Here is a 24,700-nt window from a genome sequence, read left to right as displayed (position 1 = left end):
CGGCAGAATATGAATATCCGTCCGATATGGTCTTCAGTATAGCGGATTTTGCAGGGAAAGTAAAGCACAGGACAATAACGCTTGTATACAAAACAATGCACCAGGTGTGCTCACTTTTATTGACTAATGTGTAAAAATCCTCTATAATAAACGAAATTATGAAAAAAAAAGAATCATTACAGATTGGAGGAACCGAAATGAAACTTTACGATACCGGCGTTTATCTTCAGAACGGACAGGAAATCATTCCCGAGAACCAGGCTGATCTGCCTGTAGCGAAAGAAGAGGCTGCTAAGAATACCATCGCATATTCTATTCTCAAGGCTCATAATAAATCCGATAACATGGAGAAACTTCAGATCAAATTCGATAAACTGACTTCCCATGATATCACATTTGTAGGAATCATCCAGACTGCAAGAGCTTCAGGACTTGAGAAGTTCCCGGTACCATATGTACTGACCAACTGCCATAACTCCCTCTGTGCAGTAGGCGGAACCATCAATGAAGATGACCACATGTTTGGTCTCACCTGTGCCAAAAAGTACGGCGGAGTTTATGTACCGCCTCATCAGGCAGTTATCCATCAGTTTGCAAGAGAAATGCTTGCAGGCGGCGGAAAGATGATTCTCGGCTCCGACAGTCATACAAGATACGGAGCACTTGGAACCATGGCTATGGGAGAGGGCGGACCGGAGCTTGTAAAACAGCTTCTCTGCCAGACATACGATATTAATATGCCAGGAGTAGTTGCTATTTATCTGAAAGGTGCTCCACGTCCGGGTGTAGGACCGCAGGATGTTGCGCTTGCCATCATCGGCGAGGTTTTTGCCAACGGCTATGTGAAGAATAAGGTTATGGAGTTCGTTGGACCAGGCGTTGCCAGCTTAAGCGCAGATTTCCGTATCGGTGTTGATGTTATGACAACAGAAACCACATGTCTTTCCTCCATCTGGCAGACAGATGCGAAGATCGAGGAATTCTATGCGATCCACGGAAGACCGGAGGATTACAAAGAACTGAAACCGGGCAACGTTGCATACTATGACGGCTGTGTAGAGATCGACCTCAGTGAGATCAAACCAATGATCGCAATGCCGTTCCACCCAAGTAACACCTACACCATCGATGAGCTGAAGGCAAACCTTGACGATATCCTTGCAGATGTGGAGAAGAGAGCACAGGTAAGCCTTGACGGAAAGATTCCGTTCACATTGAGAGACAAGGTAGTTGATGGCAAGCTTTATGTTGAGCAGGGAATCATCGCCGGCTGTGCAGGCGGTGGATTCGAGAATATCTGCGCTGCAGCAGATATCCTCAAGGGCAAAAATATCGGCCATGATGCCTTCACCTTAAGTGTATACCCGGCAAGTACTCCAATCTACATGGAACTGGCTAAGAATGGTGTTCTTGCAGACCTGATCGGAACAGGCGCAGTTGTGAAAACTGCATTCTGCGGACCGTGCTTCGGTGCCGGAGATACACCTGCAAACAATGCATTCAGTATCCGTCATACAACCAGAAACTTCCCGAACCGTGAAGGCTCCAAGATCCAGAACGGTCAGATCTCTTCGGTTGCACTTATGGATGCACGTTCCATTGCAGCTACAGCAGCAAACAAGGGATTCCTTACCTCAGCAGAGGAGTTTGACGGAAGCTATTCCGAGCATAAATACTACTTCGATAAGTCTATCTACGAGAACCGTGTATTTGACAGCAAGGGCGTGGCAGATCCAAGCGTAGAGATCCAGTTTGGACCGAATATCAAAGACTGGCCGGAGATGGCTGCACTTGCAGACAACCTGATCCTGAAGGTTGTTTCCGAGATCCACGATCCGGTTACTACCACTGACGAGCTGATCCCGTCCGGTGAGACATCCTCCTACCGTTCCAATCCGCTTGGACTTGCAGAGTTCACACTGTCCAGAAAGGATCCGGCTTATGTTGGCCGTGCAAAAGAGATCCAGGCAGCACAGAAGGCGATTCAGGCAGGTAACTGCCCGGCAGAGGCTGTTCCGGAACTGAAACCGGTTATTAAAACCATCAACAAGACTTATCCGGATGTAGATAAGACCAACCTTGGCGTAGGAAGTACCATCTTTGCAGTGAAACCGGGCGATGGCTCTGCCAGAGAGCAGGCTGCATCCTGCCAGAAGGTACTTGGCGGCTGGGCAAACATTGCCAATGAGTATGCAACCAAGAGGTATCGTTCCAATCTGATCAACTGGGGTATGCTTCCATTCCTGATCCCGTCCGGAGATCTTCCGTTCAAGAACGGTGATTATCTGTTCTTCCCAGGAATCCGCAAGGCGGTTGAGGAAAAAGCAGACGTGATCAAGGGATATACTGTTGAAGGTGACGCTCTGAAGGAGTTCGATGTAACTCTGGGTGAGCTGACAGATGATGAGAGAGAGATCATCCTTAAGGGTTGTCTGATCAATTATAATCGTAAATAGATGCAGGGATTGAACACATATAGAGCGTGAAGGTGATGGAAGTGTGTTCATGAATATGCTGCAGAGCGGAATATAGTAATTTAAGAATTTCCGTGTTGTTTTGCAGACTGGTGACCGTTTTAATCGAGGTTGCCGGTCTGCTTTTTTACTTTTAGAGTTTAGAGGTGTGGTTGTGGGGAGTTTTTAGGGTTGTGGATACTTATGACGATGCGGACGCGTGAGGTGTCCTGTGGGGAGCAGAGGCTGTCGTTTCGCCTGGTCATACTTGGCGGCTGAGGCAACCTGTGAAAAGGCCGGCCCATAACACGCCATGTACGCTGATGCGTACCTGGCTCAGACAGATGGGCCTTATTCTGCGGCCTGTATCCGCAGAATACCTTTCCACAGGTCACCTCAGCCGCCAAGTATGACCAAAGGCTCACTCCGAAGCCCCTGCTCCCCACAGGACACCTCACGCTGACATTCCCAGAGACAAACCCCAGCCCCGGTAAAAATATCAAGAAAAGCTCAACATCTCAATCCCCTGCAAACATTGCAAAGTACAAACATTGCAATGTTTGCAGGGCCAATACAGTCACACAGAAACTTTTCTAACTAACTTTCCATGTTCGAAAGTCAGGGCGTGAAGGACGGGCGGGGCGGGTGACTCTGCAGGAGTCGTAGTACTTCTTAGGCCGCGGGGAGGCTGCGTTGCTGGAAAAATCCCAGCTGTTTGAGCGTCAGCGAGTTCTGGGATTTTTTCAGCGGTTTTAGCAGAATCCCCGCAGCCTTAGAAGCACTAGACCTCCGAAGCCTCACCCGCCCCGCCCGTCCTTCACGCCCGTCCGTTCGCGACATACCATCCCGTTCTTCACAACTTCACAATATCGTAAATTAACAGAAAATAATAAAAAATATAAACAAATTATAAAATATAAACACCTAATAAAACAAATAAATAAAAATAATAGCATAAAAACACAAAAATGTATTGACAAATACCTGCAACGATGTTATTATAAGACCATCAAAAACAACAAGAGAAAAACAAAAAAGAAAATCATTCAATTCATAGCATAGATGCACATGAAGGATGAAGAAAGGAAAAGGTGATTCCAGTGGGAACATAAACAAACACCATCATCAATATGAGAGTGACAGGAACCGGATTTCCTGCAAGAAAGACCTGATACAGATCACATATGATACACCTTAAGAAAACAGAAGTTTCTTTTATGAAATATAAATAAGAGCCTCTTAAATCTTACTTATATTTTAAGAAATCAGAAACAAAAGGAAATCAGTATTTCAGGTAATATAGAATCGGTAACTCATATTGAACAACTGTCACACACCTGATACAAAGATTTCAGGAAATATGTAAAGAAATATTTCCCGAAAGAGTAAAACCCTCAACTCACCGGTTCGTTGGAAAGAAGAGATTCCAAGAACAAACGTGAAGATGAGAACGATACTTTGAAATGCATATCAGAACCATTAGGATATGGATTGAAGCTTTGCATCAGAAGAATATCTGAGAGGATATTAAAAACAGAAGAATCGGGCAGGAACTTTTTTCCAGGATACTTTAAAGAACTGCAGAGGAGAAAATCCCAATAGGTCGATTTGAATCAGCAGATCGCAAAGTACAGAGATGACAAATGGTTTTGAATTTAAGAAGTTAAGTCCAGAATTGTTTAGTGAACAGGAAAAAGTATAACCACCGAAAGTCTTCAGATAAACAGGAAATCAAACATCGTAAAAAACGATTTCTGATCTATAAAACTTTCTAAATAATCGAAAAGATATACTTACATATATCAGTCGTTTATGAGCAGGAAATAAAAAAGAAGAGAGAATCTGAAAAAGAAAAATTTCAAAATTGAATAAAGAGAATCGAAATTATTTTATAAAGTATATAAAATCAAAGATTTCGATTGATAAATGTAATAAGTATAACAAGAAAACTTTATTCGAAAGAACGAAGAGGAAGAAAAATTGAATAACGAAGAGTGTTGAGACGGTCATCATTTTTGGAAACTGTAAAAGTAAAAAAAGTGATGACCGTCTCGTTGTGTATATAAGATTGCATATATTAAGTATATAACCGTTCCGAAAAACTCTGGATAAAATAATATGATCCGAGCAGAGAGCAAAATTTTCGATCAGAGATTTTCCGAACAGTTATATTTATCAGTTGCCATCAAAAACATCATCAGTTATACTTCTGTGAGAAAGGAAGTAAGATGAGAAAATATGTGGAATTATCAGATTGAAGAAAATATTTTATATGAAGACAAAGAGATCCTTGTGTGCAGAAAAACAGCAGGAATGCCGGTGCAGGCAGCAAAAATAGGAACAATGGATATGGAAAGTGCCCTGAAAAATTATCTGGCACAAAAAACACAGGGAAAGATCCCATATCTGGGAGTAGTACATCGCCTTGATCAGCCGGTAGAAGGCATTCTTGTATTTGCGAAAACATCCGAAGCAGCAGGAAATTTGAGTAAACAGATGATGGCAGGAGGTGCCGGAAAATATTACCTGGCAGTAACGGAGGGAAAAGCAAAGAGCTCAGAAGGGACTCTTACAGACTATCTGAAAAAAAATGGAAAAGCCAACATGTCTCAGGTGGTGTCTGCCAATACACCGGGAGCAAAAAAAGCGATCCTTCACTATAAAGTTCTGGATCAGCAGGAGATAAACGGAAAATCCCGGACACTTCTTAAGATCAGGCTGGAAACAGGTCGGCATCATCAGATCCGTGTGCAGCTTTCTCATGAGGGACTGCCCCTTCTCGGAGACCGGAAATATAATCCTTCGGGAGAAAAAGGTACATCACTGGGACTTTGTTCCAGTTGTCTGGAATTCAAACACCCCAGAACAGGAAAAATGATGAAGTTTGAAACAGAGCCACAGGGAAGCGCGTTTCTGGATTTTGTGAAAAAAGTGTAAAAACTCTGGACGGAAATACGAAAAAGTGTATAATGTAAAAAGCAAGTAACCAAATGTAAGATTTTTGTAAAGTATAAGTTACTGTGGACGGACAAGGCAGACGATAAAGAACAGTAACCAGCGAGGAAGAGGAGATTACAATGAAAAGAGCTGCAGTAGCGTCAGCAGCCTTGTTGGCTGTGGCAACCCTGCTGACAGGCTGTCAGAAAGAAGAAGTAGAAAAGCTTGTTGCACCGATTGTAGCAGATGTCCAGGAAACCCCTGAAGCAACCGAAGTGGAAGAAGAAAAAAGCCCGCTGATCCCTGAGATCGATGACACTCTTTCTATTGAAGAAGGTGCCAGAATAGCTGTTGTCAGCAAAAGCAAAAAAGGCGAGTTCTGGAATAAAGTAAAAGAAGGAATGGAAGCTGCTGTCAAGGACGTAAATGAAGCGTATGGTTTCAAAAAAGACAAGCAGATCACGATGACCTTTGAGGGTCCGGATGATGAAGAGGACGTAGAAAGTCAGATCAATACTCTTGATGCAGTGATCGCTGAGAATCCATCTGTAGTGTGTCTTTCTGCCGGAGATATGGATTCCTGTCAGGCACAGCTGGAAGCAGCGAAAGAGAACGGAATTCCGGTGGTCGCATTTGATTCCAATGTCAGTGATACAAAGCTGGTCAGAGCTTTCCGTGGAACAGACAATACACAGATCGGCAAATATGCAGCATATAAGCTTGGCAGCGCCATTGGAAAAATGGGAAATGTGGCTGTTTTTTCCGCACAGGAGAAAACACAGAGCGCGCAGGAGCGTGTAAAAGGATTTCTGGATAATATTGCAAATTATACGGATATTAAGGTGGTGGAAACCGTATATTCTGACCAGGTTGATGATATGAAGGAAGCCATGAAGGAAGTTCTGGATAAATATCCGGCATTGGATGGAGTTTTCTGCACCAATGCCGAGGTTTCTGAAATGTTTCTGGAGGTAAATAAGGACACAGGAGAAAATAAAGTTGCTATGGTAGGCGTAGATGCAACCAGCAAACAGCAGGAAGCGATCCAGAAAGGGGAAGAACTGGGAGTGCTTTCACAGAATCCTTATGCGATGGGATATCAGACCATGTGGGCGGCTATTCAGTCTACTGCACCGAAGAAGGAAACAAAGATTGATAAGAAGGTTTTACTTGATCCGGTATGGATCGATGCTGAGAATATCAAAAGCGAAGACATTGCAAATTACCTGTACAATTAACAAATAGAACAGATAGCCACTGTAGGTCGGTTAAATAGGTTAGTCCGCATTCACCGTCCGTTCATAACTGAAAGCCATCAGTCCGATGAAGATGTAAAAAACATTTTCATCGGGCTGATGGCTTTTTTGAATAAAAATAAAAAATATGAATAGAATAAACAAATAAAAAGTGTGCGAAAAAATGGCAAAAATATAACATATATGACGACTTTTTGACACAATACAAATAAATTTATCGTTAAATTGCATAATAAACATTGTTTTGAAAAAGCGATTGTGGTACAATTTGGATATGCAGAGAGGCGGTGATCAGATGATCCAGGAAACGATCAAGGCAGTGAAAGAGGCGGAGGCAAAAGCACAGCAGAAGATAAAGGATGCATCCGTCCGTGCACAGAGTATCATCAGCGAAGCTGAGAAAGAGGCAGAGAATATTATCAGAAAGGCGGAAACAGCCGCCGGCGAACAGGCGGCATCTGATATGAAAGCAGCCGAGGAACGTGCACACAGTACAGAGAACACTGTCGTTGGACAGGCGGAGGAAGAGCTTGCAGCTTTGAAAAAGAAAGCGGAGTCGAAGCACGAGCAGGCGATCCAGACAGTAATGGACAGTTTGTTCTGAGAGGGGGAGTGCGAAAATGGCAGTATTGCAGATGCAGCGAATCAGTATCTGCGCAATGAAAAAGAACCGTAAGGCCATATTGGAAGAACTGCAGTCACTTGGAGTATTGGAGATCGATGCAGCGGAATTGGATCCGGAGCTTAAGACGATGGATACTATGAATGCCCGGCTGATCTTTGAGAAAAACGCATCCCTTTGTGATCAGGCAATCGAAATACTGGATGAATTTTCGAAGGAAAAGCAATCCATGCTGGCATCCCTGGCAGGGAAACCGCTGATCGGAAGGAAGCAGGAGGAAGAAGCTATCCGGGATCAGGAAGAGATCCTGAGAACAGCTAGAGAAATCCAGGGATACCGGAAGAAGCTTACAGAGAACAATGCGGCAGCAGTTAAGATCGAGCAGCAGGAAGCAGCTCTTGCTCCATGGCTGAAGCTGGATATTCCGATGAACTTCGGCGGTACAGCGAAAGCAGCGGTACTTGTGGGAAGTATTGATGGAAATATAACTCTGGATCAGGTATACAGTCAGCTGGCAGCGGATGCACCACAGCTTGAAGCCTTTGACATTCGGGAAATCTCAAATGACGCCGGTAAGCTGAGCCTGGTGGTTGTCTGCTTGAAAGCACAGGCACAGGAACTGGAAGAAGCGCTTCGGATGCAGGGATTTGCAAGACCGGCACAGCTGGTATCAGAGGTTCCGGCACAGGAGCTGGAGAACCTTAAGAATGAAGTGGTACACATTCAGGAAGAGTCCGAACAGATCCGGGAACAGATACGCGCTCTTCACGACAGGAAGAGCTCTCTTCAGCTTTTGTCCGATTATTTCCGGATCCGTGCACAGAAATATGAGGTATTAGGACAGCTCCGCCAGTCGGAGAGCACTTTTTTTGTGACAGGATATCTTCCGAAGAAACAGGTTCCTGCAATGGAGAAACGGCTTACGGAGAAGTACGATATTGTTTTTGAAGCAGAAGATGCTGAGGGAGAAAATGTTCCGGTTGCCCTTCAGAACGGCAAATTCGGAGCAGCAGGAGAGGGAGTTCTGGCAGCATTTGGTCTTCCCGGAAAGGGAGAGATCGATCCTTCCATGATCATGACAGCCTGCTATGTATTTCTTTTCGGACTGATGCTGTCAGACGCAGCATATGGACTGATCGTCTTTGCAGTCTGTCTGGGAGTACTTCTGAAGTTCCCCAGGATGGAGAGCGGAATGCAGAAATCCATCCGGCTTTTTATGTACTGTGGATTGTCCACTTTGTTCTGGGGCGTGATGTTTGGCGGATATTTCGGAGATTTTATCGATGTATTTTCGAAGGTATATCTGCACAGGCCGGTCACGGTGAAGCCGGTATGGTTTGCACCTTTAAATGAGCCAATGAGACTTCTGGTGTTCTCCATGCTGTTTGGCCTGATCCATATGTTTCTGGGAATGGGTCTTAAGGGCTACATGCTGTTACGTGACAGAAAATATCTCGACTTTTTCTGTGACGTAGTACTCTGGTTCCTGCTTCTTATGGGACTGATCCTGATCTTTATCCCAAGCAGCATGTTCCGTTCTATTTCTCAGATGGATCTGAACCTTTCACCGGCAGTGATACAGGTCGGAAAATGGATGGCGATCATCGGTGCTGTGGGAATTCTCTTTATGTCAGGAAGAGATAAGAAGAATCCGTTCCTGAGGCTGGCGCTTGGAGCCTACGATCTTTACAATATCACGGGATGGGTCAGTGATATCCTTTCCTATTCCAGACTTCTGGCCCTGGGACTTGCTACCGGAGTTATCGCATCAGTTATGAACCAGATGGGAAGTATGCTGGGAGACAGTATTCTGGGATGGATCGTATTTATCCTTGTATTTGTGATTGGTCATATCTTTAACCTTCTGATCAATCTTCTGGGTGCATACGTGCACACCTGCCGATTACAGTACGTAGAGTTTTTCGGCAAATTCTTTGAGGGCGGAGGAAAAGAGTTCCACCCCTTCCGCGAAAATACAAAATATGTAGATATTAAGGAGGATTAATATTATGAGTGGTATCGTTTGGGCATTATTGGGAGCAGCAATTTCCGTAGCTCTTGCAGGTATAGGTTCCGCCATCGGTGTTGGTACAGCCGGCCGTGCAGCAGCAGGTGTTGTAACTGAAGACCCGGACAAATTTGCTAAGGTTCTGCTTCTTCAGCTTCTTCCCGGTACGCAGGGTATTTACGGACTGCTGGTAGCATTCCTTGCACTTTCCAAGGTTGGTATCCTGGGCGGCGGTGTTGCTGATATTTCCCTGGAAACCGGTCTTATGATCTTTGTGGCTTGTCTTCCGATCGCTATCGCAGGTCTTCTTTCTGCGATCCATCAGGGAAAAACTTCCGTAGCTTCCATCGGTATCGTAGCCAAGAAGCCGGAGCAGTTCGGTAAAGCCATGCTTTTCCCTGCAATGGTTGAGACATATGCGATTCTGGCTCTTCTGATCTCCATTCTTGCAGTCAGCGGAATTCAGGTTTGATTCATCAGGAGGGCAGAGCATGACAGGATTAGAGAAGATGGTAAGCCAGATTCTTGAAGAGGCCGATGCTTCTGCAGCCGTTACGATCAGTGATGCGGAGAAAAAAGCCGCAGAGATCCTCAGGGAAGCCGGAGAAAAGGCAGATAAGATCCGGCAGCAGAGAGAAGAACAGTCCAGGGCAAAGGTGAAAAGCTATGAAGAGCGGACAGCTTCCGCTGCAGATATGAAGAAGCGTACCGCAGTTCTTGCAGCCAAGCAGGAGCTGATCGGAAATGTGATCGCAGATGCCTGTGACCGTGTGAAGAATCTGGATGAAGAAAAATATTTTGGGATCCTTAAGAATATGGCTGAGAAATATCTTCTTCCAAGAGAAGGAGAGATCTGTTTTTCAAAAAAGGATCTGGAACGTATGCCGGCAGGTTTCCGTGAGGAAATAAAGAGCCTGGCACAGAAAAAGGGTGGTGTGCTGGAAATTTCCGGTGAAACCCGAAACATAGACGGAGGTTTTATCCTGATATACGGCGGCATTGAGGAAAACTGTTCCATTGATGCCATGTTCGCAGAGAAGCGGGATGAGCTTCTGGATCAGGTAAGAAAGATTTTGTTTGCGTAAAACACCATCGCAAAAAGGAGGGCGTGAATGATGTTTGGTGAAGATTATGCCTATGCGGTGGCGCGGATACGTGTTCTGGAGACCGGACTTCTGAATCAGGCAGCGATCGAGCAGCTTCTGGCATGTCAGGATGAGCAGCAGTGCCTTCAGATTCTTACGGAGAAGGGCTGGGGAAACGGTGATCCTGCAGCCGGTGCGGATGCCATTCTTTCCCGGGAGAGAGAAAAGATCTGGGAGATCATGGATTCGCTGGTAGCGGACCGATCTGTGTTTTCTGTTCTTTCCTATCAGGATCTTTTCCATAACCTGAAAGCGGCTGTGAAGGCAAGCATCCTGCAAGGGGCAGCGCCGAATATTTTTTTCAGCGACTGTTCCATTGACGGAGAGGATATGGTGAAATTCCTGACAGATAAGGAATATGATCGTTTTCCTGAGGATATGCGGGAAGCGGCAAGAGAAGCCTATGAGACCTTTTTGCACACAAGAGACGGACAGCTTGCGGATATTATCGTAGACAGGGCAGCACTGGATGCCATAAAAAAAGCCGGAGAACGGTCAAAAGAGGAGATCGTCCGGCAGTATGCGGAATCCACGGTAGCGGTAGCAGATATCCGGATCGCAGTCCGTGCCTGCAAAACAGGAAAAAGTTCGGACTTTATGAAAAAAGCCATGGCAGAATGTGACACACTGGATAAGGAAAGACTGATCCACGCGGCAGTAAGCGGAATGGATCAGATCATGGGTTATCTGGCAGAAACGAAATATGGGGACGGAGCTCTGGCATTGGCGGAATCAGCTTCCGCTTTTGAGAGATGGTGTGATAACCAGATCATGGAGACCATCCGCCCTCAGCTGTACAATTCATTTTCACTGGGACCGCTGGTAGCTTATGTGCTTGCCCGTGAAAATGAGATCAAGACGGTGCGGATCATTCTCACCGGAAAGCGCAGCGGCCTTCCGGAAGAGTTTATCCGGGAAAGGGCAAGGGAAATGTATGTATAAGATCGCAGTTTTAGGTGATTATAACAGCATTTACGGGTTTGCGGCTCTTGGCCTTGATACTTTTCCGGTGGAGGATCCTGCAGAAGGTAAAGAGAAGCTTAACCGTCTGGCGGCCGGTGAATATGCGGTTATTTATATTACGGAACAGCTGGCGGCCCAGCTTTCCGCAGAGATCAGTAAATACAGTGAGGAGCTGATGCCTGCGATCATTCAGATTCCCGGAATTTCCGGAAATACAGGTGCAGGTATCGAAAATGTAAAGAAATCCGTGGAGACGGCAGTTGGCTCCGATATTCTTTTCAGTAATGAGTGACAAGAAAGCAGGTGATTGGTTCAGATGAGCAGAGGAACCATTAAGAAGGTGGCAGGACCGCTGGTAATTGCCAAGGGTATGCGGGATGCAAATATGTATGACGTGGTTCGTGTAAGCAGCCAGCGTCTGATCGGTGAGATCATTGAGATGCATGAAGATGAGGCTTCCATACAGGTATATGAGGAGACTTCAGGACTTCGTCCGGGAGAACCGGTAGAGTCCATGGAGGTGCCCCTTTCCGTGGAGCTTGGTCCTGGCCTTATTACAAGCATTTACGATGGAATCCAGCGTCCGCTGGATGACATCATGAAGGTAGCAGGCAGCAACAACCTGAAACGAGGCGTTGAGGTTCCTGCCCTGAAGCGGGATAAAAAATGGAATTTCATTCCAGTTGCGAAGGTGGGAGATCAGCTGGAGGGCGGCGATGTTCTTGGAACCGTTCAGGAGACTATCGTTGTTACACAGAAGATTATGGTACCTCCCAATATGAAAGGTACTCTGAAGGAAATTAAATCCGGCGAGTTTACCGTGGATGAGACCGTTGCAGTTCTTTCCACAGCAGACGGCGATAAAGAGCTGACCCTGATGCAACACTGGCCGGTACGACGTGGCCGTCCATATAAGAAGAAACTTCCGCCAGCCAAGCCTCTGGTAACAGGACAGCGTGTTATTGATACCATGTTCCCTATTGCCAAGGGTGGTGTGGCAGCAGTTCCCGGCCCCTTCGGAAGCGGTAAGACGGTTATCCAGCATCAGCTTGCAAAATGGGCTGAGGCAGATATCGTGGTCTATATCGGCTGCGGTGAGCGTGGAAATGAGATGACAGATGTTCTGAACGAGTTCCCGGAGCTGAAGGATCCAAAAACAGGACAGTCTCTGATGGAGCGTACGGTTCTGATCGCCAATACCTCAGATATGCCGGTTGCAGCTCGTGAGGCGTCGATCTATACAGGTATTACAATTGCGGAGTATTTCCGTGATATGGGATATTCCGTAGCATTGATGGCAGATTCCACTTCTAGATGGGCTGAGGCTCTCCGTGAGATGTCCGGACGACTGGAGGAGATGCCAGGCGAGGAAGGTTATCCTGCATATCTTGGTTCCCGTCTTGCACAGTTCTATGAGCGTGCCGGACATGTGATCTGCAGTGGAAAAGACGGAAGAGAGGGTGCCCTGACAGCAATCGGCGCCGTATCTCCTCCAGGTGGTGATATCTCCGAGCCGGTTTCCCAGGCGACACTTCGAATCGTAAAGGTATTCTGGGGACTGGACGCAAACCTTGCATACAAACGTCATTTCCCGGCGATCAACTGGCTGACCAGCTATTCTCTGTATCTGGACAGCGTTGGCGGATGGTTTGACGAAAATGTAGCGAATGACTGGATGAAGCTCCGTCAGAGAATGATGACCCTTCTTCAGGAAGAGGCAGAGCTGGAAGAAATCGTAAAGATGGTAGGTATGGATGCGCTTTCTCCGGGTGACCGACTGAAAATGGAAGCAGCCCGTTCCATCCGAGAGGATTTCCTCCACCAGAACTCTTTCCACGAGATCGATACCTACACATCTCTGGAAAAACAGCACAATATGATGCGTCTGGTACTTGCATTTTATGATGCGGGACTGGATGCGCTGAAACAGGGTGCGGATATCAATGATATCGTAAAGCTTCCGGTACGTGAGCAGATCGGCCGTTATAAATATACAAAAGAAGATCAGCTGGCAGCAGAGTATGAGAAGGTAACCCGCCAGCTTGCAGCAGAGACTGCAGAACTTCTGGAAAAGGAGGGCCTGTAAAATGCCAAAAGAATATAGGACCATACAGGAAGTTGCCGGCCCTTTGATGCTGGTACGGGGCGTTGAAGATGTGGCATTTGACGAGCTTGGTGAGATCGAGCTTGCCGATGGCGAAACAAGAAGATGCCGTGTTCTGGAGATCGACGGAAGCAATGCACTGGTGCAGCTGTTTGAGAGTTCCACGGGTATCAACCTTTCCAACAGCAAGGTACGTTTCCTGGGACGGAGCATGGAGCTTGGTGTATCCGGCGATATGCTGGGTCGTGTTTTTGACGGACTGGGACGTCCCATTGATGACGGCCCGGAGATCCTTCCGGAAGAGAGAAGAGATATCAATGGACTTCCCATGAATCCGGCGGCCAGAAGCTATCCGGAGGAGTTTATCCAGACGGGTGTATCTGCGATTGACGGACTGAACACCCTGGTACGTGGACAGAAGCTTCCGATCTTCTCCGCATCCGGTCTTCCCCATGCACAGCTTGCAGCACAGATCGCAAGACAGGCGAAGGTTCGCGGAAAAGATGAGCAGTTTGCCGTTGTATTTGCAGCCATGGGTATCACTTTCGAGGAGTCAAACTTCTTTGTAGAGAGCTTTAAGGAAACCGGAGCTATAGATCGTACTGTTCTGTTTGTGAACCTGGCAAATGACCCGGCTGTTGAGCGTATCGCTACTCCGCGAATGGCACTGACAGCGGCTGAATATCTTGCCTTCGAAAAAGACATGCACGTATTGGTAATCCTTACGGATATCACAAACTATGCGGATGCGCTCCGTGAGGTTTCCGCGGCTCGTAAGGAGGTTCCGGGACGTCGCGGATATCCCGGATATATGTACACAGATCTTGCTTCTCTTTATGAGCGTGCAGGCCGTCAGAAAGGAAAATCAGGAAGTATCACCATGGTTCCGATCCTGACTATGCCTGAGGATGATAAGACCCATCCGATCCCGGACCTTACCGGTTACATCACAGAGGGACAGATCATCCTGAGCCGTGAGCTTTACCGTAAGGGAATCACACCGCCCATCGATGTTCTTCCGTCTCTGTCACGACTGAAGGATAAGGGTATCGGTGAAGGCAAGACAAGAGCAGACCATGCAAACACCATGAACCAGCTGTTTGCCGCATATGCCCGTGGTAAAGAGGCCAAAGAGCTGATGACCATTCTTGGTGAGGCAGCTCTTTCCGATATTGACCTGATCTATGCAAAATTTGCAGATGCTTTCGAGAAGGAATATGTTTCCCAGGGCTATCAGGCTAACCGTGATATTGAGGAAACACTGGCCATCGGCTGGAAGCTGCTTTCCATTCTTCCGAGAAGCGAGCTGAAACGTATCGATGACAAATTCCTTGATCAGTATTACGGAAAAGTATAAAGGGGGGATGATTTGTGGCATCAACACAGGTGAATCCTACCCGTATGGAGCTTACGAAGCAGAAAAAGAAGCTGGTGACTGCAGTACGTGGCCATAAGCTTCTGAAGGATAAGCGGGACGAGCTGATGAGACAGTTCCTGGATCTGGTACGGGAGAATATGGAGCTGCGAAAAAAAGTAGAAGCCGGTATCCGAAGCGCCAACACCAATTTTGTCATTGCAAAAGCAGGAATGTCGGAGGAGACGCTGAATACGGCACTGATGGCTCCCAAGCAGGAAGTTTATCTGGAAACCGGAAAAAAGAATGTCATGAGTGTGGATATTCCTGTTTTTGAATACAAAACAAGAACACCGGATGCCAACGATATTTATTCCTATGGCTTTGCTTTTACATCCAGTGATCTGGACGGAGCGGTAAAATCCCTGGCAGACATCCTGCCGGATATGCTTCGTCTGGCAGAAGTGGAAAAGGCCTGTCAGCTTATGGCTTCCGAGATCGAAAAAACAAGGCGTCGTGTAAATGCCCTGGAGCATGTCATCATACCGGAAGCCCGGGCAAACATTAAATACATCACCATGAAGCTGGATGAGAACGAGAGAAGTACTCAGATCCGACTGATGAAGGTGAAAGATATGATGCTGGAGGAGGCACATCATTATAAGGAGCGGGAGGCAGAGCGCGGAGCGTAAAGCGCAGCCATCCTGAAAGAAAAAGAAAAGTTTATATAGAAAGTTTTAAGTAACGGAAAGGAGATGTCCCTGTACTGTGTGAAATTTCGGCAGTGCAGGGGCGTTTTATTTATAAAATATTTAGCTTTTGTTATCAGAAAATCAAGAAAAATACAGTATAATAGATAATAAGTAAATCAGACAGCTGCAGATGCAGAAATATAAAAGAAAACTGCTCTGTCTGTTGAAAAATAAAGAAATGAAAAATAAAGAAAGAGGAGAAAGCTGATCTGACCAGGTAAACTGCCGGGCAGCTGCATGGCTATGAACAGCTGGCAAAGCAGATTGCGGTAGCGTCTGATCAGTAAGAGGTATATGAATATTTTACAGTCAATACAACAGCTGGACGGAGAAATCCTTCTCCTGATCCAGCGATATTTAAGAACGGATATGCTGACACCATTTATGAAATCTGTTACATTTCTGGGAAACGGAGGATGGTTCTGGATCCTCTGTGCAGTTGTTCTTCTTGCTGTTCCAAAGACAAGAAAAACAGGCTATGCGGCAGCCTTATCCCTGATCTTCGGGGCGATCGTTACCAACCTGCTTCTCAAAAATATAGTGGCAAGACCAAGGCCTTTTGCGGAAATCGAAGCTCTCATCCCTATGATCACCAAACCGAAGGATTTCTCTTTTCCGTCAGGTCACACCACAGCATCCTTTGCCGTTGCTCTGGTAATGCTCCGGATGCTTCCGAAGAAATTCGGAATCCCGGCAGTAGTCCTGGCAGCACTGGTGGCATTTTCCAGACTGTATCTTGGTGTCCATTATCCGACAGATGTTCTGGCCGGATTCGTGATCGCGCTGGTGGGAAGCACGTTGTCAGTATGGATCGTGCGAACGAAACCGGAAGACAAACAGGTACACTAGCATTGTCCATAGGAAACATGAAGCACTTTACCTGGACAAAGTATTGACACGCTGAAGCAAGACGGGGTAAAATTGTAGACAGTACAACAGATTTTGGCTATGGTAGAAATAATGATATGAAACCCTGTAAAATCGGATAAAAGGAGAGAGCACAAAATGATATCAGAAAAAATGAAACCCTACGTAAAAAATAATTCCGCCATCCGTATGATGTTTGAGGAAGGAAACCGCCTCCGTGCGAAATATGGCGCAGACAAGGTTTTTGACTTCAGCCTCGGAAATCCAAGTGTACCGGCACCGGACAGCGTCCGCGAAGCAATTATCGAGCTTGTAAACACTACGGATCCGACAGTTCTTCACGGATATATGAGCAACGCAGGCTTTGAGGATGTACGCCAGACCATCGCAGAATCCCTCAACAGACGTTTCGATACAAAATTTTCCGCAAAGAATCTGATCATGACCGTCGGCGCTGCAAGCGGACTGAATGTGATTCTGAAAACAATCCTGAATCCTGGAGAAGAGGTGATCGTTTTTGCGCCATATTTTCTGGAATACGGTGCATATGTCCGCAATTATGATGGTGTCCTTGTGGAAATCTCTCCGGATACCACAACCTTCCAGCCAAATCTCGCTGAGTTTGAACAGAAGATCACACCGAAGACAAGAGCAGTTATCGTAAATACCCCGCACAATCCTACCGGAGTTGTATATTCAGAAGAAACGATCAAGAAACTTTCCGCAATCCTGGAAGCAAAACAGAAAGAGTTCGGAACTGTGATCTACCTGATCTCCGATGAGCCATACCGTGAGCTGGCTTATGATGGCGTGGAGGTACCATACCTGACAAAATATTATGACAATACTGTTGTAGGCTATTCCTACAGCAAATCTCTTTCCCTTCCGGGTGAACGTATCGGATATCTGGTGATCCCTGATGAGGCAGACGGAAGCGAAGAGCTGATCTCTGCAGCAACCATTGCAAACCGTACACTTGGCTGTGTAAATGCACCGTCCCTGATCCAGAAGGTAGTTGCAAAATGTGTAGACGCCAAGACGGATCTTGCAGCTTATGATAAAAATCGGCAGGCACTTTATAATGGCCTGAAAGAATGCGGATTTGAGTGCATCAAACCACAGGGTGCCTTCTATCTCTTTGTAAAATCTCCGGTTGAAGACGAAAAAGCCTTCTGTGAAGCCGGTAAGAAATATAACATCCTTATGGTACCGGGAAGCTCCTTCGCATGCCCCGGTTATGTGAGACTTGCATATTGTGTATCCTATGAGACAATTGTGAATTCTCTTCCTGAATTTAAAAAACTTGCAGCAGAGTATGGCTTGAAATAAACGATCATTACAAAGCAGTTGAATAAAAGATCCCCGGTACAGTCTGTTCATGCAGCCCTGTATCGGGGATCTTTTGCAAGAGGGAATAAGCAAATGAAACGTAGTCGGGAGTGAATAGACTCCCGACTGTGTTTCGTTAAAAGGATGTTCCACATTTATTTGGCTTTTTTCTTTTCTTTATTTGGCATTTCTCCGTAATAAGCTTTCAGATAGATATCTTTCAGCTCGGATACAAGCGGATATCTCGGGTTGGCACCGGTACACTGGTCATTGAAAGCCTGCTCGGACATCTCATCCAGAGTTTCCAGGAAATGCTTCTCATCTACGCCGTAATCACGGATCGTCGGCAGGATCTCGATAGTTCTCATAAGCTCATCCAGTTTAGCAAGAAGCTTTTCGAATACTTCTGCATCGTTCTTGCCTGTAAGACCTACAGAACGTCCGATCTCAGCGTAGCGTGCAAGTGTCTTCGGATACTGATACTGTGGGAAAGTACCCATCTTAGTCGGAACCTCAGCACTGTTGTAACGCATAACATCCAGAAGAACAACTGCGTTTGCGATACCGTGTGGCAGGTGGTGGAAAGCACCGAGCTTGTGAGCGAGAGAGTGGTTAACGCCGAGGAATGCATTGGCGAATGCAAGACCTGCCATGCAGGAAGCGTTAGCCATATGATCTCTGGCCTCTACGTCATTGCCATCTTTATATGCACGCGGCAGATACTCAAATACAAGCTTGATCGCTTTCAGTGCAAGACCATCGGTGTAATCGGAAGCCATCATGGAAACATAAGCCTCAATGGCATGTGTCATAACATCGATACCGGAAGCACGGGTAAGTCCCTTCGGTGCGCTCATCATGTTATTGGTATCTACGATCGCCATATCCGGGAGAAGCTCGTAATCAGCCAGTGGCCATTTAACGCCGGTATCCTGATCTGTGATGATGGCGAAAGGAGTAACCTCGGAGCCTGTACCGGAAGAGGTTGGAATCGCTACGAAGTAAGCTTTTTTACCCATCTTCGGGAAGGTATAAACTCTCTTACGGATATCCATGAAGTCCATGGACATATCGGAGAAGTCAGCGTCCGGATTCTCATAAAGCATCCACATAACCTTGCCGGCATCCATTGCGGAACCGCCGCCAAGAGCGATGATGCAGTCTGGCTCAAAGGCGGTCATAGCCTTGGCACCGGCTTTGGCGGAAGCGAGAGACGGGTCAGGAGCTACATCAGAGAAGCATGTATGAACGATGCCCATCTGATCCAGTTTATCTTCAATCGGTTTGGTGTAGCCATTCTTGTAGAGGAAGGAGTCTGTTACGATGAAGCAGCGTTTCTTGCCCATAACAGTACCGAGCTCATCAAGAGCAACCGGCATACAGCCCTTCTTAAAGTAAACCTTTTCCGGTGTTCTCATCCAGAGCATATTCTCTCTCCTTTCAGCAACAGTCTTGGTATTGAGAAGGTGTTTGACACCAACGTTCTCGGATACGGAGTTACCGCCCCAGGAACCGCAGCCAAGAGTAAGGGATGGAGCAAGCTTGAAGTTATAAAGGTCACCGATACCACCCTGGGAAGAAGGTGTATTGATAAGGATACGGCAGGTTTTCATAGCTGCTTCGAATTTATCCATCTTCTCTGTTTCATTTACGTTGATGTAGAGGGAAGAGGTATGACCATAGCCGCCGTCTGCAACGAGCTGCGCAGCCTTTGCAACAGCATCGTCAAAATTCTTGGCCTTGTACATGGCAAGTACAGGGGAAAGCTTCTCGTGTGCGAATTCTTCGCTGATATCAACGGACTCAACCTCACCGATCAGGATCTTGGTCTCAGCCGGTACAGTAACGCCTGCCATTTCAGCGATAGTAGCAGCCTTCTGTCCTACGATCTTGGCATTCAGTGCACCGTTGATAAGGATGGTCTTTCTGACCTTCTCGATCTCGTCTTTTTTAAGGAAGTAGCATCCTCTGTAAAGGAACTCTTCCTTCACTTCTTTATAAATGCTCTCCAGAACAGTTACGGACTGCTCGGAAGCACAGATCATACCATTGTCAAAGGTCTTGGAGTGGATGATGGAGTTAACTGCAAGACGGATATCTGCGCTGTCATCAATAATGGCAGGTGTATTTCCGGGTCCTACACCAACAGCCGGTTTACCAGAGGAGTAAGCTGCTTTGACCATTCCGGGACCACCGGTGGCAAGGATGATATCTGCGTTCTGCATTACCATGTTGGTAAGGTCAAGGCTTGGGATATCAATCCATCCGATGATTCCTTCCGGCGCACCTGCGGCAACAGCTGCTTCCAGAACAACTTTTGCAGCTTCAATAGTGGATTTCTTAGCACGCGGATGCGGGCTGATGATGATCGCATTACGGGTTTTCAGGGAAATAAGAGATTTATAGATTGCTGTGGAGGTCGGGTTGGTTGTAGGGATAACTGCAGCGATCAGTCCTACAGGTTCCAGGATCTTCTTGAGTCCGTATGCCTTGTCTTCTTCTACAACACCACATGTCTGAGTGTTCTTATATGCATTGTAAACATACTCTGCTGCGTAATGGTTCTTGATAACCTTGTCTTCCATGATACCCATGCCTGTTTCCTCAACAGCCATTTTGGCAAGTGGGATACGCATCTTGTCAGCAGCAGTAGCAGCTGCCTTAAAGATCTTGTCGACCTGCTCCTGTGTGTAGGTAGCAAAGATCTTCTGTGCCTCTTTCATTGCAGCCATTTTCGCGGTCAGGGCTTCTGGAGTGTCGATGATGGTAGGGATAGTTTCTTTCTTTGCCATGTGGAATCCTCCTGTTTTCATATGATAATGGTCTGTGGTCCTGCGGGCTTATCCTTTTTTCGCCGGCAGATGCTGCAGAGTTTTTGTAAGTCCCCGTGCTGCGTTTCGTTGTTGATTCAATCTGATTGAATTTTTAGTTTCGATACTGATATAGTATCAAAATTCTGAAAAAAACGCAAATTCTGAATTTTGTCGCTATGTGCAAAATGACGAACAGAAAATTCGGGGAAAATACTGTAAATTTTACTTTGCAGAACGCTGAATTATTGGAAAAATCTTAAAAAAAATTTTTGAAATTCAGCACTGTGCACAAAAAACATGTTAAAAAATTGTCAGCACTGACAAAAAACATGCACACATATGAAGGGCGGCAAAAGATAAAACGCAACACGTAGTTAAAACATTAACGTTAAACTTTTGTCAAACGATCATGTACACATTATAATTTAACTGATTTCAGACGTCAATAGAGAATTTGATAAATAATTCACAAAAATACGGAATGATTTTGATAAAAAATTCACAAAAATATTGTGGCAAAGTAAAGCGTGATAACATAAGAAACCAAAAAACTTGAAATTATTTAAATTTCCAGAATAATTAGGCGGAAATTATCGGGATTTTTTTCAGAAATGCAGAAAAAAAACTGCCATACAGGAAATGCTTCCCATATGGCAGTTTATATAAATATAGGTCAGGCGGATAAAAGCATCCGCATTCACTATGCGGCTTTGCGCCGAATTACTGTAAAAGGTTTCTGCTCAACAGTAAATGATAGCCAGGTTCGATCAGCTCTTGCGGAATGCGGCACGTTTTCTGTCTCTGGAGTCCAGAATACGTTTACGGATACGAAGGCTTGTCGGTGTTACCTCAAGAAGCTCATCCTGGTCGATGAACTCAATGGCCTGCTCAAGACTTAAGATCTTTGGCGGAACAAGCTTCAGTGCATCGTCAGCGGAAGAGGAACGGGTGTTGGTAAGGTGCTTGGTCTTGCAGACATTCAGTTCGATATCCTCGGCCTTTCCGTTCTGTCCGATGACCATACCGCTGTAAACCTTCTCGCCAGGTCCGACGAAGAGAGTACCACGCTCCTGAGCGGAGAAAAGACCGTAAGTTACAGTCTCGCCTGCCTCGAAAGCGATGAGGGAACCCTGTTTACGGTACGGGAAGTCTCCCTTGTATGGTGCGTATCCGTCAAACATGGTGTTCAGGATACCGGTACCCTTGGTGGAGGTAAGGAATTCGTTACGGAATCCGATCAGTCCACGGGAGGGGATGGAGAACTCAAGACGTACAGTTCCGTCGCTTGCTGTGCTCATACCCTGAAGCTCACCTTTACGCTCGCTGAGTTTCTGGATGATAGTACCGGAAAATTCTTCCGGAACGTCAACGTATGCGATTTCGATCGGCTCCAGTTTACGTCCACGCTCGTCTGTGTGATAGAGAACCTCCGGTTTGCTGACTGCAAACTCGTATCCCTCACGGCGCATGTTCTCAATAAGAACGGAGAGGTGAAGCTCACCACGGCCGGAAACCTTGAAGCACTCGGTTGTATCGGTGTCTTCTACACGAAGGCTGACGTCTGTGTTCAGCTCACGGTAGAGACGGTCACGAAGGTGACGGGAAGTGATGTATTTACCTTCCTGTCCTGCAAGAGGACTGTCGTTTACAAGGAAGTTCATGGAGATTGTTGGCTCGGAAATCTTCTGGAACGGAATGGACTCCGGGTTGTCTCCTGCACAGAGGGTATCTCCAATGTGGATATCCGCGATACCGGAGATTGCAACAATAGCTCCGATGGTAGCGCTCTTAACTTCAACTTTGTTCAGTCCGTCAAATTCGTAGAGTTTGCTGATCTTTACACGCTCGTGTTTGTCAGGGTCATGATGGTTCAGAAGCATCAGCTCCTGGTTCACGGAAATGGTTCCGCGCTCAACCTTACCGACACCGATACGGCCTACATACTCATTGTAGTCGATGGTGCTGATAAGAACCTGTGTATCTCCGTCCGGATCTCCCTCCGGAGCAGGAATCGCATCAAGGATAGTCTCAAAAAGAGGAGCCATATTCTCAGGCTTATCATCGAGGTTACGAACTGCGTAGCCGGCCTTTGCGGAGGCATACAGGAACGGGCAGTCCAGCTGTTCGTCAGATGCGTCCAGATCCATGAGAAGCTCCAGAACCTCGTCGACAACCTCCTCCGGACGTGCTTCCGGACGGTCGATCTTATTGATGCAGACAATAACATGCAGGTTCAGTTCGAGAGCTTTACGAAGTACAAATTTAGTCTGAGGCATGGCACCCTCGAAGGCGTCCACAAGAAGAATAACGCCGTCTACCATCTTCAGCACACGCTCTACCTCGCCGCCGAAGTCCGCATGACCTGGAGTATCGATGATATTGATTTTTACATCCTTATAATGAACTGCGGTGTTTTTGGAGAGAATCGTAATGCCGCGCTCACGCTCAATATCGTTGGAATCCATGACACGTTCCTGGACTTCCTGGTTCTCACGGAAAACACCGCTCTGTTTCAAAAGCTCGTCAACAAGTGTTGTTTTACCGTGATCGACATGGGCGATAATGGCCACGTTACGAACATCTTCACGCTTGGTCTTCATATAATCCAAATCCTTTCTTTCCATATATAAGTAATCTTTTTTGTTAAAAATGATGTCCAAATTTATAGTCTATCACATTTTTGTGAGATTACAAGACATAAAAAAATATTTTTGGTTTTTCATTTTTCAGGCATATTATACCGCAAATACACATAGATTGATATAGACGAAATACACGAAGAGGAAGGAGAGCTACTTATTATGGCAGATAAAATTATTGAAAACAATCAGGTATCCGTTATGGGACGGATCGCTACGGGGTTTACTTTCAGCCATCAGGTCTTTGGAGAAGGATTTTACATGATGGATATCCTGGTAAAACGTCTCAGCGATTCGGAGGACAGGATCCCGGTGATGGTGTCTGAGCGGCTGATCGATATCACACAGGATTATGTGGGAGAATATATCGAGATCCACGGACAGTTCCGATCCTATAACCGTCATGAAGAAAAGAGAAACCGGCTTGTGCTTTCAGTCTTTGCCCGGGAAGTGAAGTTTGTGGGGGAGGAAGAAGAAACTGTGCCGGTCAATCAGATCTTTTTGGACGGATATATCTGTAAACCGCCTGTATACAGAAAAACACCGTTGGGAAGAGAGATCGCAGATCTTCTGATGGCAGTTAATCGACCTTACGGAAAATCCGATTACATACCATGTATATGCTGGGGAAGAAATGCCAGATATGCTTCTGCTTTTGAAGTAGGCGGGCATGTACTGATCTGGGGCAGGATCCAGAGCAGGGAGTACATGAAACGGATTAGTGAAAACGAAACAGAAAAAAGGATTGCCTATGAAGTTTCGGTGAGTAAATTGGAATATGTTGAGTAACATTGGATATATTTTGGAATAGTGGTGATAACATTAAGGTAACACTTGCATTTCCAGCCAATCTGCGGTAATATTAAAAAAATCAGAAAAATGGGGAATTACCGGTTTCACTAACAGTAAGAGGAAAAATCATGGAAAGAGAAATAACAGAGGTTTATTGCGGGAACGGGAAAGGAAAGACAACTCTGGCTGTAGGCCGGGGGCTGCGCTTTGCTACACAGGGAAAAAGTGTGATCATCATACAGTTCCTCAAGGGCAGGGAACGCAGAGAACTGGATTTCCTTGAGGAACTGGATAATTTTGATTTCAAGATTTTCCGTTTCGAAAAAATGGACACCTGCTATAATGACCTAAGTGAGCAGGAAAAGGCAGAAGAGAGAACCAATATTCTCAATGGCCTTAATTTCGCACGGAAGGTAATTGCTACCAGAGAGTGTGATTTTCTGCTGCTGGATGAGATCCTCGGGCTTATGGATAAAGGAATCGCTCCAGTTGAGACGATCATCGATATGCTTAAGCAGAAGGATGAAAGTATGCATATAATTATGACCGGACGCTGGCTTCCGGATGCTTTGAAGCCCTATGTGGATAGTATTACCACGATAACAACAGAGCTGACTGACCAGGAACGGGAATAAGCAATATTTCACAGAAGAAAGAAGGAGGAAG

Annotated in this window: 18 protein-coding genes; 16 read left to right on the top strand and 2 right to left on the bottom strand. The window is 46.0% G+C overall.

Annotation, left to right across the window (positions count from 1 at the left end):
• Positions 1–197 precede the first annotated feature (197 nt).
• The 14 genes from DW694_RS08105 (at position 198) to DW694_RS08040 (ending at position 17,790) form a co-directional block, all read left to right on the top strand.
• Entirely contained in the window at positions 198–2,456 is a 2,259-nt protein-coding gene (locus DW694_RS08105; protein ID WP_118752838.1) for a hydratase, read from the top strand.
• A 2,235-nt stretch (positions 2,457–4,691) separates the two neighbouring features.
• Entirely contained in the window at positions 4,692–5,390 is a 699-nt protein-coding gene (locus DW694_RS08100; protein WP_118752837.1) for an RluA family pseudouridine synthase, read from the top strand.
• Between the two features lie 140 nt (positions 5,391–5,530).
• On the top strand, positions 5,531–6,628 hold the full coding sequence (locus DW694_RS08095; RefSeq protein ID WP_021652672.1) for a substrate-binding domain-containing protein: 1,098 nt from the start codon (positions 5,531–5,533) through the stop codon (positions 6,626–6,628).
• A 313-nt stretch (positions 6,629–6,941) separates the two neighbouring features.
• The gene (locus DW694_RS08090) at positions 6,942–7,250 is read left to right on the top strand and encodes a V-type ATPase subunit subunit G family protein (RefSeq protein WP_022427344.1); all 309 of its coding nucleotides are present in this window, start codon (positions 6,942–6,944) and stop codon (positions 7,248–7,250) included.
• Between the two features lie 16 nt (positions 7,251–7,266).
• Positions 7,267–9,273 (top strand): V-type ATP synthase subunit I, encoded by a 2,007-nt coding sequence (locus DW694_RS08085; RefSeq protein ID WP_118752835.1) that lies wholly within the window; start codon positions 7,267–7,269, stop codon positions 9,271–9,273.
• Positions 9,274–9,277: 4 nt separating this feature from the next.
• A complete protein-coding gene (locus tag DW694_RS08080; RefSeq protein ID WP_015526259.1) occupies positions 9,278–9,748 on the top strand; it encodes a V-type ATP synthase subunit K in 471 nt (156 codons plus the stop codon).
• Positions 9,749–9,767: 19 nt separating this feature from the next.
• Positions 9,768–10,361 carry a V-type ATP synthase subunit E family protein gene (locus DW694_RS08075; protein ID WP_015526258.1) on the top strand — a complete coding sequence of 198 codons (594 nt, stop codon included), beginning with the start codon at positions 9,768–9,770 and terminating at the stop codon, positions 10,359–10,361.
• A gap of 30 nt (positions 10,362–10,391) precedes the next feature.
• Positions 10,392–11,363 carry a V-type ATPase subunit gene (locus DW694_RS08070; RefSeq protein WP_118752864.1) on the top strand — a complete coding sequence of 324 codons (972 nt, stop codon included), beginning with the start codon at positions 10,392–10,394 and terminating at the stop codon, positions 11,361–11,363.
• Entirely contained in the window at positions 11,356–11,676 is a 321-nt protein-coding gene (locus DW694_RS08065) for a V-type ATP synthase subunit F (protein WP_021652678.1), read from the top strand. Before DW694_RS08070 ends, DW694_RS08065 begins: the two co-directional genes overlap by 8 nt.
• A 24-nt stretch (positions 11,677–11,700) precedes the next feature.
• The gene (locus DW694_RS08060) at positions 11,701–13,470 is read left to right on the top strand and encodes a V-type ATP synthase subunit A (protein ID WP_118752834.1); all 1,770 of its coding nucleotides are present in this window, start codon (positions 11,701–11,703) and stop codon (positions 13,468–13,470) included.
• Between the two features lies 1 nt (position 13,471).
• Positions 13,472–14,845 (top strand): V-type ATP synthase subunit B, encoded by a 1,374-nt coding sequence (locus DW694_RS08055; RefSeq protein WP_015526254.1) that lies wholly within the window; start codon positions 13,472–13,474, stop codon positions 14,843–14,845.
• 14 nt (positions 14,846–14,859) lie between these two features.
• Positions 14,860–15,534: a V-type ATP synthase subunit D gene (locus DW694_RS08050; RefSeq protein ID WP_022427340.1), complete on the top strand. Its 675-nt coding sequence runs from the start codon at positions 14,860–14,862 to the stop codon at positions 15,532–15,534.
• Between the two features lie 354 nt (positions 15,535–15,888).
• Positions 15,889–16,443, top strand: coding sequence for a phosphatase PAP2 family protein (locus DW694_RS08045; RefSeq protein WP_021652681.1), 555 nt, complete (start codon positions 15,889–15,891; stop codon positions 16,441–16,443).
• Between the two features lie 156 nt (positions 16,444–16,599).
• Complete coding sequence (locus DW694_RS08040) at positions 16,600–17,790, top strand: pyridoxal phosphate-dependent aminotransferase (RefSeq protein WP_118752833.1); 1,191 nt, start codon at positions 16,600–16,602, stop codon at positions 17,788–17,790.
• A gap of 155 nt (positions 17,791–17,945) precedes the next feature.
• Here the strand turns inward: DW694_RS08040 and adhE are convergent, their stop codons facing one another.
• Both adhE and typA read right to left on the bottom strand, forming a co-directional pair.
• Complete coding sequence (gene adhE, locus DW694_RS08035) at positions 17,946–20,582, bottom strand: bifunctional acetaldehyde-CoA/alcohol dehydrogenase (protein ID WP_044962213.1); 2,637 nt, start codon at positions 20,580–20,582, stop codon at positions 17,946–17,948.
• A 788-nt stretch (positions 20,583–21,370) separates the two neighbouring features.
• Positions 21,371–23,203, bottom strand: a complete 1,833-nt coding sequence (gene typA / locus DW694_RS08030) for a translational GTPase TypA (protein ID WP_059086972.1) — start codon at positions 23,201–23,203, stop codon at positions 21,371–21,373.
• A 201-nt stretch (positions 23,204–23,404) separates the two neighbouring features.
• On the opposite strand from typA, the gene DW694_RS08025 reads away from it, so the two are divergent.
• Together DW694_RS08025 and DW694_RS08020 are read left to right on the top strand one after the other, a co-directional pair.
• Complete coding sequence (locus tag DW694_RS08025) at positions 23,405–24,031, top strand: single-stranded DNA-binding protein (protein WP_015526248.1); 627 nt, start codon at positions 23,405–23,407, stop codon at positions 24,029–24,031.
• Between the two features lie 131 nt (positions 24,032–24,162).
• Positions 24,163–24,669 carry a cob(I)yrinic acid a,c-diamide adenosyltransferase gene (locus DW694_RS08020; protein WP_015526247.1) on the top strand — a complete coding sequence of 169 codons (507 nt, stop codon included), beginning with the start codon at positions 24,163–24,165 and terminating at the stop codon, positions 24,667–24,669.
• The last annotated feature ends 31 nt before the right edge of the window (positions 24,670–24,700 follow it).

Origin of the sequence: Ruminococcus sp. AM26-12LB, from assembly GCF_003480785.1 — a bacterium.
Taxonomy (GTDB): Bacteria; Bacillota; Clostridia; order Lachnospirales; family Lachnospiraceae; genus Blautia_A; species Blautia_A fusiformis.
The sequence above is the reverse complement of the archived record's forward strand: the minus strand, read 5'-3'. Positions and strand labels throughout refer to the sequence as shown.